The organism is Enterobacter cloacae, assembly GCF_013375935.1.
Lineage (GTDB): Bacteria > Pseudomonadota > Gammaproteobacteria > Enterobacterales > Enterobacteriaceae > Enterobacter > Enterobacter pasteurii.
Genome location: NZ_CP056117.1, coordinates 1375914 through 1387833, shown reverse-complemented (window position 1 = coordinate 1387833; position 11920 = coordinate 1375914). Strand labels below are relative to the sequence as shown.

Below are 11920 nucleotides of genomic sequence, written 5' to 3'. Positions count from 1 at the left end.
TGTTAGTCCTCTCGGGCAAATAATGCCTCAATAAAGTCGTCCGCCTTAAACGGACGCAAATCCTCAATACGCTCGCCCACACCGATGTAGCGGATAGGAATGCCGAACTGGTCGGCCACGGAGAAGATCACCCCGCCTTTCGCGGTGCCGTCCAGCTTGGTCAGCGTGATCCCCGTCAGCCCTACCGCTTCATGGAACAGCTTCGCCTGGCTAATGGCGTTCTGTCCGGTGCTGGCGTCGATAGTCAGCATAATTTCATGCGGTGCTTCTTCGTCCAGCTTCTTCATGACACGTACGATTTTCTTCAGTTCTTCCATCAGGTGCGATTTGTTCTGCAAACGCCCTGCGGTATCGGCAATCAGCACGTCCACGTTACGCGACTTCGCCGCCTGAATGGCATCGAAAATCACGGAGGCAGAGTCCGCGCCGGTGTGCTGGGCAATCACCGGAATGTTGTTGCGCTGGCCCCACACCTGGAGCTGCTCCACCGCTGCCGCACGGAAGGTATCGCCCGCCGCCAGCATGACCGATTTGCCCTGCTGCTCAAACTGACGCGCCAGCTTGCCGATGGTGGTGGTTTTACCCACGCCGTTGACGCCAACCATCAGAATAACAAATGGCATTTTGCCTTCAATATTAAGCGGTTCGTCAACTTTTGCGAGAATTTCGCCCATCTCGTCTTTCAGCAGGCCGTACAGCGCTTCGGCTTCGCGCAGCTGTTTGCGGCTCGCCCCTTCGGTCAGGTTGGTGATGATCTTACGGGTGGTTTCCACACCCACGTCCGCAATCAACAGCTGCTCTTCCAGCTCCTCGAACAGATCGTCGTCGATCTTCTTGCCGCGGAACAGACTGATAAATCCGGAACCTAAGTTTTCTTTGGTTTTTAACAGGCTGCGCTTCAGGCGGGCGAAGAAACCTTCTTTGGTCGGCTTCTCCTGCTCCTGGGCGATCTCCTCTTCGGCCTGTTCTTCGACCTGCTCTTCTACCGGCACGACGATAACCGCTTCTTCAGCCGCCTGCGCCGCCAGCGCCTGCGCTTCCAGCTCTTCGTCGGTCAGCTCCGGCTCAAGCGCGGCTTCTTCTTCCACCGCCTCAACAATTTCAACGGTTTCCGCTTCGGCCTGCCACTCTTCGGCAGAGGCCTCTTCGGCTTTCACCTCTTCCGGCAGCGGCAGCGCTTCGTGTTCGATAGCGGCCTGCGGCGTTTGGACAATCTCTTCGACAACAACCGGCTCGGGCTTCTCGCTCTCCTGAACCTGTTCAGTGACCTCAACCACCTCTTCAGCAAAGGTTTCAATCTCTTCTTTGCTGTGCGCCGTTTTTTCCGCCTCGACAACCGCAGCGGTTTCTACAGGCGTTTCAGGCTGTGACTGCTCTTCTGCAACCTGTTGTTCTTCGGTTTTCTGTTCTGTTTCTTGCTCTTTTTCACCGAAACCCAACCAGGAAAAGAAGCCACGTTTTTTTTGTTTTGCCATCTGCGACTACACTCCTCGCGGCGCTATATACAGGGAAGCTAAAAAAATGATGAAATAGTCTAACACTTTACTTAATTGACATCACCGCCCGCAATCGCAGGGCATTGTTAACAGAGCTTTCCTGAGATGAAGAAACCCACCCGCGCCCCGGCCGGTCAAATACGAATTATCGGCGGTCAGTGGCGAGGCCGGAAATTACCGGTGCCGGATAGCCCCGGTTTACGCCCCACCACGGACCGCGTTCGCGAGACGCTGTTCAACTGGCTTGCCCCCTCAATGGTAGACGCCAGTTGCCTGGACTGCTTCGCCGGGAGCGGTGCGTTAGGGCTGGAGGCGCTGTCGCGCTATGCCGCCAGCGCCACGCTGCTGGAGATGGAGCGCGGCGTCGCGCAGACGTTGCAGCAAAATCTGGCTACGCTGAAAGCGAACAACGCGAAGGTGGTGAACACCAACACGCTGAGCTATCTCGCGCAGCCGGGCACGCCGCATAACGTGGTATTTGTTGACCCGCCGTTCCGCAAGGGGCTGCTGGAAGAGACGCTACTGTTGCTGGAAAAAAATGGCTGGCTGGCAGACGACGCGCTGATTTACGTTGAAAGCGAGGTGGAGAATGGTCTGCCACCCGTTCCCGTTCACTGGGATCTGCACCGCGAAAAGGTCGCAGGCCAGGTGGCTTATCGTCTGTATCATCGTCAGGCACAAGGAGGCTCCGATGCCAGTACTGATTAACCTGGGACGTTTGCTGATGCTGGGCGTCTGGGCATTTTTGATTTTGAATCTGGTGCACCCGTTCCCGCGTCCGCTGAACATCTTCGTTAACGTGGCGCTAATCTTTACCGCCTTCATGCACGCCCTGCAGATGGTGATGCTGAAAAACGGCCTGCCGAAAGATAGCCCACCGATGACCGGCTGGCAGCAGCTGCGGGTGTTTATTTTCGGCGTGTTCGAGCTGCTGGTGTGGATGAAGAAATTTAAGGCGCAGGTGCAGGTGAAGAAGTAACGTGCGGCCTGATGCCCTCACCCTAACCCTCTCCCACAGGGAGAGGGGACCGCATTATTCAGCCCTGAACCCTTCAAACCGCGACCCTTTGTAGCTCAGCGTCCCTTTCTCTCCCACCTTCAGCCGATGGTACTGCTGCGCCTCCAGGCGGAAGGTCATCTCCAGCCCGCCGGTTTCCGGCTTAAAGCTCGCGTCATAGCGCATCGCTGTGCCGGCTGGCGTGACCTGCTGCTGGCGTGAACGGCGATCGTTGAGCGGTTTCTCGCGCTTGTTGGTCACCACCACGCGCTTTTGCACCAGCGGCGCGGCATCGTTGTCCGCCTTCTCGCGGCGCTGCTGCACGAAGCGAAACGAGGCGGCAATAACGATAATCGCCACCACGATAATGAAAAAAAGCGGCATCTTGCTCATTCAAACGTCCCATCAGATTATGCGGAATTCAGGATACCTCGCCTGCCCCGGCATTGCCAAACGGCCGTTCGCGTCACTACACTGGATCAGAAACTGATTATTCAGCCTCAACAGTTACAGGGAGTTAATATGCTTTGGTCATTTATCGCTGTCTGTTTTTCCACATGGCTTTACGTCGATGCGTCCTATCGCGGTCCAGCCTGGCAGCGCTGGTTGTTTAAACCCGTCACGCTGCTGTTGCTTCTGCTGCTGGCCTGGCAGGCGCCGATGTTTAACGCCATCAGCTATCTGGTTCTCGCCGGGCTGTGCGCGTCCCTGATTGGCGATGCCTTAACCCTGCTGCCGCGTCAGCGCCTGCTGTACGCCGTTGGGGCGTTCTTCCTCTCCCATCTGCTCTATACCATCTACTTTGCCAGCCAGATGACGCTCTCCATCTTCTGGCCGCTGCCGCTGGTGCTGCTGGTGATTGGCGCGCTGCTGATTGCGGTGATCTGGTCGCGCCTGGAAGAGATGCGCCTGCCGGTGTGTACCTTTATCGCCATGACGCTGGTGATGGTGTGGCTGGCCGGTGAGCTGTGGTTCTTCCGCCCGACCTCACAGGCCATGTCCGCCTTCTTCGGCGCGGCGCTGCTGTTGCTCGGTAATATCGTCTGGCTGGGCAGCCACTATCGCCGCCGCTTCCGCGCGGATAACGCTATTTCCGCCGCCTGTTACTTTGCCGGACACTTCCTGATTGTGCGTTCGCTGTACATCTAAATAACGCTTGACTCTGGAGTCGACTCCAGAGTGTATGCTGCGGTTAATGAGAAAATTATCATTACCGGAGACTGCCATGTCGACTCCAGAAGCACCAAAAAAAGTCCCACAATTCTCGGCGCTTAAGCTCAGCCCGTTTCCGCCGAAAGACGACTGCTGCTGCGAGGGAGCATGCGAAACGCAGGCTGACGTCCTGCCGGAAAGCGGTAGCCGCTACAGCTGGCTCGTCAACGGTATGGACTGCGCCGCCTGCGCCCGTAAGGTTGAAAACGCGGTAAGGCAGGTTCCGGGCGTGAACCACGTTCAGGTTCTGTTCGCCACCGAAAAGCTGCTGGTCAGCGCCGATAGCAACGTCAGCAAACAGGTAGAAGCCGCGGTCAGCAAGGCGGGCTATACCCTGCGCAGCGAAACGACGCCTGTTGAAAAGACCTCCTCCCTGAAGGAAAACCTGCCGCTCGTGACCCTCATCATCATGATGGCCCTGAGCTGGGGGCTGGAGCAGGTTAACCATCCGCTCGGCAACCTGGCGTTTATCGCCACCACGCTGGTCGGCCTGTTCCCGATTGCCCGCCAGGCGCTGCGCCTGATGCGAAGCGGCAGCTGGTTTGCCATCGAAACGCTGATGAGCGTGGCGGCCATCGGGGCGCTGTTTATTGGCGCGACGGCGGAAGCGGCCATGGTCCTGCTGCTGTTTCTGATCGGCGAACGTCTTGAAGGCTGGGCAGCGAGCCGGGCGCGTAAGGGGGTGAGCGCGCTGATGGCCCTGAAGCCTGAAACCGCCACGCGGGTTGTGAACGATAAGCGCGAAACGGTGGCCATCAGCACCCTGCGCCCGGGCGACGTGATTGAAGTGCCCGCAGGCGGGCGCCTGCCTGCCGACGGCGCGCTGCTTACCGCCACCGCAGGCTTTGACGAAAGCGCCCTTACCGGCGAATCCATTCCGGTTGAACGCGCAATGGGCGAAAAGGTGCCCGCCGGCGCCACCAGCGTTGACCGCCTCGTGCAGCTTAGGGTGCTGTCCGAACCGGGAGACAGCGCCATCGACCGCATCCTGAAGCTGATTGAAGAGGCCGAAGAGCGCCGCGCGCCGGTCGAACGCTTTATCGATCGCTTCAGCCGGATTTACACCCCCGCCATCATGCTGGTTGCCCTGCTGGTGACCGTCGTTCCTCCGCTGTTTTTCGGCGCACCGTGGGAGGGCTGGATTTATAAAGGGCTGACGCTGCTGCTGATTGGCTGCCCGTGCGCGCTGGTGATCTCCACGCCGGCGGCCATTACCTCCGGGCTGGCGGCGGCGGCACGTCGCGGAGCGCTGATTAAGGGCGGCGCGGCGCTGGAGCAGCTGAGCCAGATCCGGCACATCGCCTTCGACAAAACCGGAACGCTCACCGTCGGCAAACCGCAGGTGACCGGCGTGTACCCGCAGGATGTCAGTGAAGACGATCTGCTGACGCTGGCCGCCGCCGTGGAGCAAGGCTCTACCCACCCGCTGGCGCTGGCGATAGTGCGCGAGGCGCAGGCGCGCGGGTTAACGATCCCGGCGGCAACGGCGCAGCGCGCGCTGGTCGGGTCAGGGATTGAAGCGGTGGTCGACGGAAAAAAAGTGCTGATCGCCGCGGCGGGCCACTCCCCTTCCGCACGGGTTCAGGCGCTGGAGCAGGCCGGGCAAACGGTGGTGACGGTAATGCGGGACGGCGTACCGATGGGCTTGCTGGCGCTGCGCGATACCCTGCGTAATGATGCGAAAGAGGCCGTCGACGCACTGCACAAATCAGGCATACAGGGCGTAATCCTGACCGGCGATAACCCGCGCGCGGCGGCAGCGATCGCCGACGAGCTGGGGCTGGCGTTTAAGGCCGGATTGCTGCCAGCCGATAAGGTCAGCGCCGTCACCGAACTGAACCGCCACGCCCCGCTGGCGATGGTCGGCGACGGCATTAACGATGCCCCGGCAATGAAGGCGGCGACCATTGGCATTGCCATGGGCAGCGGCACCGACGTGGCGCTGGAGACCGCCGACGCGGCGCTAACCCACAACCGCCTGACCGGGCTGGCGCAGATGATTAGCCTCGCGCGGGCCACGCGCGCCAACATCCGTCAGAATATTGGCATTGCGCTGGGCCTGAAGGGGATATTCCTCGTGACCACGCTGCTCGGCATGACCGGCCTGTGGCTGGCGGTGCTGGCCGACACCGGGGCGACGGTGCTGGTGACGGCGAACGCGCTGCGGTTGTTGCGTCAAAGGTAAAAGTGAAACGGCAACCGGGTTGCCGTTTCTCGTGTTTGCCCCCTCTCCCCGCGGGAGAGGGCCGGGGTGAGGGCATCAGGCCGCACGCGTCACTGCATCCCTAACACCCCCGGCAGCCACAGGGAAATCGCCGGGATGTAGGTCACCATCCCCAGCACCACCAGCAGGATGCCGTAAAACGGCAGCATCGCCCGCACCACGGTTTCGATCTTCTGCTTACTCACCGCGCTCGCCACGAACAGCACCGACCCGACCGGCGGGGTGATCAGCCCGATCCCCAGGTTGACCATCATGATCATGCCAAAATGTACCGGGTCGATCCCCAGGGCGTTGGTCACCGGCAGCAGCACCGGCGTCAGGATCAGGATGATCGGCGCCATGTCCATCAGCGTGCCAATCAGCAGCAGCATGATGTTGAGGTACATGAGGATCACGTACTTGTTATCGGAGAGCGAGGTGAAGAACTCGGTGATGCGCATCGGCAGCTGCATGTAGGTCATTACCGCGCCAAACGCTGCCGCAAAGCCGATCAAAATCATCACGATGGTGACGGTTTTAACCGTGCGGCACATCAGCTTCGGCAGTTCGCTCCACCTGTAGTCGCGGTAGATGAACATGGTGACGAAAAACGCCCACAGGCAGGCCACGGCGGCGGATTCCGTGGCGGTAAAGATTCCGGACAAGATCCCGCCGAGGATAATCACCACCGTCATCAGCCCCCACAGGGCGTCGAGCATAATTTTCAGCGCCTGCCTGAACGGGATTTTATCCCCCTTCGGATAGCCGCGCTTACGGGCGAAGCACAGGCAAAGCACCATCAGGCTTACGCCAAGCAGCAGGCCCGGCAATACCCCTGCGATAAACAGCGTGGCGATAGAGACCGTTCCCCCCGCCGCCAGGGAGTAAATCACCGAGTTGTGGCTGGGCGGGATCAGGATCGCCTGCACCGACCCGCTCGCCGTGACCGCCGCGGCGTATTCGCGCGGATAGCCCTTCTTCTCCATTTCCGGAATCATCACGCTGCCGATAGACGCCGTATCCGCCACCGACGAGCCGGAAATCGCGCCGAAGAACGTCGAGGCGACGATGTTCACCAGCGACAGCCCGCCGCGAATAAAGCCGACAAACACGTAGGCGAAATTCACCAGACGCCGGGCAATGCCGCCTTCCGCCATGATCGCCCCGGCGAGGATGAAGAACGGGATCGCCAGCAGGGTGAATTTATTGACCCCGCTGGTGATCTGGATCATCAGCGCCTCCAGCGGCAGGTCGATCCACAGCGCGCCCGCCACGGCGCTCAGGCCAACGGCGAAGGCCACCGGCATACCCAGCGCCAGCAAAATGGCGAGGGTGAATAACAAAATAAAAGCATCCATCGTTCACCCCTTAACTGTGATTGCCGATCAGCACGACCGGACGGTTTTCCTGCGAGCCAAACAGCAGGCGCTCAAGCACAAACAGTATCAAAATGGCCGACCCGACAGGCAGCGGCAGATAGCTTTCGCCGGAGGTCAGGAGCGGAAACTCTGCCACCGGCTGATCCCACAGCTCGACGCACAGCCAGTAGCTGTACCAGCACATCAGGCCGGCGATCAGCAGCATCAGCAGATCCACCACCCGCGCGCACAGCCGTTGCAGCGACGCGGGCAGACGGTCGGTAAGCATGTTGACCGCAATATGCGATCCGGCGCGGTAGCTCACCGCCGCGCCGATGAAGGTAAACGTCACCATGCAGATGATGGCGACAGGCTCGGGCCAGGATTCCCCGCGATTGAGCACGTAGCGTGAGAAGATGCCGATGGGGATCACAATCGTCATCACCAGCAGCGAGACGCCCGCCACCGTCATGGCGAGCAGGTACAGACGGTCCATCCACTTCAGGTAGAGTTCGGACATACGTACTCCGGCTTACTGAACGTCAGCGATGGCTTTCATCAGATCCTGATGCTTGTCGCCATACTGCGCGCGCACCGGCTCCGTCGCCTTGATAAACACCGCTTTATCGATATCGTGGAACTGCACGCCGCCGGCCTTCATTTTCTTAAGCGCCTGGTCGTTATACGCGTTCCACAGCTTGCGTTGATCTAACTGCGCCTCACGGGCCAGCGTCAGGATTTTTTGCTGCTCGTCAGCGCTCAGCTTGTCCCATTTTACTTTTGAGTAGAGCAGCATTTCCGGGGTGATAAAGTGGCCGCTCAGGGTGTAGTTTTTCGCGACCGGCATATAGTTATGGGCGATAAAGGTTGGCGGATTGTTCTCCGCACCGTCGATTACGCCGGTCTGCATACCGCTGTAAACCTCACTGACGCCCATCGCGATCGAGTTAGCCCCCATCGCTTTCAGCGTGGCCAGCGCCACCGGGCTGCCCTGCACGCGGATTTTCTTCCCTTTCAGATCGTCCGGCTTCACGATCGGCGCTTTGGTGATCAGGTTGCGGGTGCCGGAATCCATCCAGCCGAGGAAGACCAGCCGCGATTTCGGGTTGGCGGTGAGCTTGTCGCCGATCTGCTTGCCGATGTCCCCGTCGATCACCTTGTGCATGTGGTCTTCATCGCGGAACACGTAGGGCAGCGTAAACACTTCGATATCCGGCAGGATGGCGGCAACCGGTGCCATAGAGACGCGGATCATATCAATCGCTCCCATCTGCGCCTGCTCAATCATCTGCTTTTCATCGCCCAGCACGCCGCCCGGGAAGACCTTAATCTCCAGCTTGCCGTCGGTTTGTTGTTTGAGTTTTTCACCCATCTGCTGCACGGCCACCACGTTCGGATAGCCTTCCGGGTGCACGTCTGCGGCTTTAATGGTTTGGGCGGAGACGGTGCAGGCAAAAGCAGACAGGCACAGAGCGGCCAGTAACGGCTTGAGGGTCGTTTTCATTAAGTAGCTCCAGGGTAGTGAGATAAGCGTTAAAACGGTGTTTTAGTTTTAGACGTTTAAAAATTAGACTACGGCTGGAAAAGGGAGGGTGAAGCGCCTCACAAAAGCGCTAAATTTTGAAACGATGGTTTAGAAAGATGATCTCCCTCTCCCTGCGGGAGAGGGTCGGGTGAGGACATCAGGCCGCACTCAGCCCTTACGAATCATATACCGGTACGGCAAGGCTTCCGTTTCCTGCGCCACCAGCTCGTGTTCCATGAAGGTACAAAAACCGGGAATATCGCGGGTGGTGGCCGGGTCATCAGCGATAATCAGCAGCGTTTCGCCGCTCTGCATGTTGCGCACGGTTTTGCGCACCATCATTACCGGCTCCGGGCAGCGGAGGCCCAGGGCATCAAGCGTGTGGTCAGGGCTGGAAAACAGGTCGGTCATTTTCTTCTCGTTCAGGTAAAAACGGCTGTAGTTTACGCCCCGCCGCCGTCAATGCAAACCAGGTTAACGATTGCGTGAAAATTAGCCATTGCAAAGCGTCGTCAAAGCAGTATCATGCGGCGGCTTTATTGGGTTCCCTCACCCCAAATATTAATCAAAAAGGTACAATATGAACTCCTTTACACAATCGCAGCGCGTTAAGGCGTTGTTCTGGCTTTCGCTATTTCATCTGCTGGTGATCATCTCCAGCAACTACCTGGTGCAGCTCCCGATCTCCATTTTTGGTTTCCATACCACCTGGGGCGCGTTCAGTTTTCCGTTTATTTTCCTCGCGACCGATTTGACCGTGCGAATTTTCGGCGCACCGCTGGCGCGGCGGATTATCTTTGCGGTGATGATCCCGGCGCTGTTTGTCTCCTACGCCATCTCCTCCCTGTTTTATATGGGAAGCTGGCAGGGCTTCGAGGCGCTGACGCATTTCAACCTGTTCGTCGCGCGTATTGCCGCCGCCAGCTTTATGGCCTATGCCCTGGGGCAGATCCTCGATGTTCACGTCTTTAACCGCCTGCGTCAGAACCATCGCTGGTGGATGGCGCCAACGGCCTCCACGCTGTTCGGAAACGTGAGCGATACGCTGGCCTTCTTCTTCATCGCCTTCTGGCGCAGCCCGGACGCCTTCATGGCAGAGCACTGGATGGAAATCGCCCTGGTAGACTACGCCTTCAAGGTGCTTATCAGCCTGGTATTCTTCCTGCCGATGTACGGCGTGCTGTTGAATATGCTGCTGAAAAGGCTGGCAGATAAATCTGAAATCTCCGCATTGCAGGCAGGTTAAGGGTTCGCTTTATCAGTTGTGATAAGATGAACGAATGAGCCGCTATGGCCGTTTATCGAAAGGAAGAAGTCAATGCGCAATCTGGTTAAATATGTCGGGATTGGCCTGCTGGTAGTTGGCCTTGCAGCCTGTGATAACAGCGACACCAAAACGCCTGCTCAGGGCGCGTCAGCAGAAAGCAACGCCACCGGTCAGCCGGTGAGCCTGATGGATGGCAAACTCAGTTTCTCTTTGCCCGCAGACATGACCGACCAGAGCGGTAAGCTGGGCACCCAGGCAAACAACATGCACGTCTATTCCGATGCCACCGGCCAAAAAGCGGTGATCGTGATTGTCGGTGACGATACCAGCGAAGATCTGGGCGTGCTGTCCAAACGTCTTGAAGATCAGCAGCGCAGCCGCGACCCGCAGCTCCAGGTGGTAACCAACAAGTCCGTTGAACTGAAAGGCCACACGCTGCAGCAGCTGGACAGCATTATCTCTGCCAAAGGCCAGACCGCGTACTCCTCCGTCGTGCTTGGCAAGGTCGATAATAAACTGCTGACCATGCAGATCACCCTGCCGGCAGACGATCAGCAGAAAGCGCAGACCACCGCTGAAAACATCATTAACACCCTCGTGATCCAGTAACGCTTCACCAGGATGACGTGGCCTCCGTCGCTTGCGCCGGGGGCCATTTTTTTGCCGCGACTTTCAGACTAACGCTCCAGACGAAGCAACTCCGGCGCACTACAATTAGCAGGCCCCCCCGGAAAAAGGAATTCTTATGACTGCCAGCCCGCCCGATAAAGCCGGACTCCATATTTTATTAAAACTCGCCTGCCTGGTGGTTATCCTTGCGGGTATCCACGCGGCGGCGGATATCATTGTCCAGCTGCTGCTGGCGCTGTTTTTCGCTATCGTCCTCAACCCGCTGGTGACATGGTTTTTACGCCGCGGCATCAGCCGCCCGGTCGCTATCACCATCGTGGTGATGGTGATGCTGGTTGTCCTGACGGCGCTGTTCGGCGTGCTCGCCGCCTCGCTGAGCGAATTTTCCACCATGCTGCCGCAATACAATAAAGAGCTGACGCGCAAGCTGGTCGATCTCCAGCGAATGTTGCCGTTCGTAAACCTGCATATTTCACCGGAACGGATGCTGCGCCGGATGGATTCCGAGAAGGTGATGACCTACGCCACGACCCTGATGACGGGGCTTTCCGGGGCGATGGCCAGCATTCTGCTGCTGGTGATGACGGTGGTGTTTATGCTGTTCGAAGTGCGCCACGTGCCGTATAAGCTGCGTTTTGCCCTGAACAATCCGCAGATCCATATTGCCGGTTTACACCGCGCGCTGAAGGGCGTCTCTAAATATCTGGCGCTGAAAACCCTGCTTAGCCTGTGGACCGGCGTCATTGTCTGGCTGGGGCTGGTATTGCTGGACGTGCAGTTCGCGCTGATGTGGGGCGTGCTGGCGTTTTTACTGAACTACGTGCCCAATATCGGCGCGGTGCTCTCCGCCGTCCCGCCGATGATCCAGGCGTTCCTGTTTAACGGATTTTATGAGTGCATGCTGGTGGGGGCGCTGTTCCTCGTCGTGCATATGGTGCTGGGCAACATTCTCGAACCGCGCATGATGGGCCACCGCCTGGGCATGTCAACGATGGTGGTGTTCTTATCGTTGCTGATCTGGGGATGGCTGCTGGGACCGGTGGGCATGCTGCTCTCCGTGCCGCTCACCAGCGTCTGTAAAATCTGGATGGAAACCACCAAAGGAGGCAGTAAACTCGCCATTCTGCTGGGGCCGGGTCGGCCAAAAAGCCGTTTGCCGGGATAACCGGGTGCAAAGGGTTAAAAGTGACGTTTATTCGCCAGCGCGCCGACAACATTGTAGGATGTGCGCA

13 protein-coding genes are annotated in these 11920 nt (G+C 58.6%); 7 read left to right on the top strand and 6 right to left on the bottom strand.

Annotated elements, in window-relative coordinates:
- Positions 1–2: 2 nt before the first annotated feature.
- Positions 3–1475 carry a signal recognition particle-docking protein FtsY gene (gene ftsY, locus HWQ14_RS06500; protein WP_176609283.1) on the bottom strand — a complete coding sequence of 491 codons (1473 nt, stop codon included), beginning with the start codon at positions 1473–1475 and terminating at the stop codon, positions 3–5.
- 126 nt (positions 1476–1601) lie between these two features.
- Between ftsY and rsmD the strand changes: the two genes are divergently transcribed.
- Both rsmD and HWQ14_RS06490 read left to right on the top strand, forming a co-directional pair.
- A complete protein-coding gene (rsmD, locus tag HWQ14_RS06495; protein ID WP_148420545.1) occupies positions 1602–2204 on the top strand; it encodes a 16S rRNA (guanine(966)-N(2))-methyltransferase in 603 nt (200 codons plus the stop codon).
- Complete coding sequence (locus tag HWQ14_RS06490) at positions 2188–2475, top strand: DUF1145 family protein (protein ID WP_176609282.1); 288 nt, start codon at positions 2188–2190, stop codon at positions 2473–2475. The genes rsmD and HWQ14_RS06490 overlap by 17 nt, the downstream gene beginning before the upstream one ends.
- Positions 2476–2529: 54 nt before the next feature.
- Here the strand turns inward: HWQ14_RS06490 and HWQ14_RS06485 are convergent, their stop codons facing one another.
- Positions 2530–2886, bottom strand: a complete 357-nt coding sequence (locus HWQ14_RS06485) for a DUF2500 domain-containing protein (protein ID WP_176609281.1) — start codon at positions 2884–2886, stop codon at positions 2530–2532.
- Between the two features lie 129 nt (positions 2887–3015).
- On the opposite strand from HWQ14_RS06485, the gene HWQ14_RS06480 reads away from it, so the two are divergent.
- Both HWQ14_RS06480 and zntA read left to right on the top strand, forming a co-directional pair.
- Positions 3016–3642 (top strand): lysoplasmalogenase, encoded by a 627-nt coding sequence (locus HWQ14_RS06480; RefSeq protein ID WP_176609280.1) that lies wholly within the window; start codon positions 3016–3018, stop codon positions 3640–3642.
- Between the two features lie 76 nt (positions 3643–3718).
- Complete coding sequence (zntA, locus tag HWQ14_RS06475) at positions 3719–5890, top strand: Zn(II)/Cd(II)/Pb(II) translocating P-type ATPase ZntA (protein ID WP_176609279.1); 2172 nt, start codon at positions 3719–3721, stop codon at positions 5888–5890.
- An 89-nt stretch (positions 5891–5979) separates the two neighbouring features.
- Here zntA and HWQ14_RS06470 read toward each other — a convergent pair whose 3' ends face one another.
- The 4 genes from HWQ14_RS06470 to tusA all read right to left on the bottom strand — a co-directional run bounded on the left by HWQ14_RS06470 (position 5980) and on the right by tusA (position 9202).
- Complete coding sequence (locus HWQ14_RS06470; protein WP_148420541.1) at positions 5980–7266, bottom strand: TRAP transporter large permease; 1287 nt, start codon at positions 7264–7266, stop codon at positions 5980–5982.
- Between the two features lie 10 nt (positions 7267–7276).
- Positions 7277–7786 carry a TRAP transporter small permease gene (locus HWQ14_RS06465; protein ID WP_148420540.1) on the bottom strand — a complete coding sequence of 170 codons (510 nt, stop codon included), beginning with the start codon at positions 7784–7786 and terminating at the stop codon, positions 7277–7279.
- A gap of 12 nt (positions 7787–7798) precedes the next feature.
- Complete coding sequence (locus HWQ14_RS06460) at positions 7799–8770, bottom strand: TRAP transporter substrate-binding protein (protein WP_176609278.1); 972 nt, start codon at positions 8768–8770, stop codon at positions 7799–7801.
- A 189-nt stretch (positions 8771–8959) separates the two neighbouring features.
- Positions 8960–9202: a sulfurtransferase TusA gene (tusA, locus tag HWQ14_RS06455; protein WP_148420538.1), complete on the bottom strand. Its 243-nt coding sequence runs from the start codon at positions 9200–9202 to the stop codon at positions 8960–8962.
- A gap of 169 nt (positions 9203–9371) precedes the next feature.
- On the opposite strand from tusA, the gene HWQ14_RS06450 reads away from it, so the two are divergent.
- The 3 genes from HWQ14_RS06450 to HWQ14_RS06440 all read left to right on the top strand — a co-directional run bounded on the left by HWQ14_RS06450 (position 9372) and on the right by HWQ14_RS06440 (position 11853).
- Positions 9372–10037, top strand: a complete 666-nt coding sequence (locus HWQ14_RS06450) for a 7-cyano-7-deazaguanine/7-aminomethyl-7-deazaguanine transporter (protein WP_022649676.1) — start codon at positions 9372–9374, stop codon at positions 10035–10037.
- A 72-nt stretch (positions 10038–10109) separates the two neighbouring features.
- Positions 10110–10667, top strand: coding sequence for a DcrB family lipoprotein (locus HWQ14_RS06445; protein ID WP_148420537.1), 558 nt, complete (start codon positions 10110–10112; stop codon positions 10665–10667).
- 136 nt (positions 10668–10803) lie between these two features.
- Entirely contained in the window at positions 10804–11853 is a 1050-nt protein-coding gene (locus HWQ14_RS06440; RefSeq protein WP_003861270.1) for an AI-2E family transporter, read from the top strand.
- Positions 11854–11920: the final 67 nt, after the last annotated feature.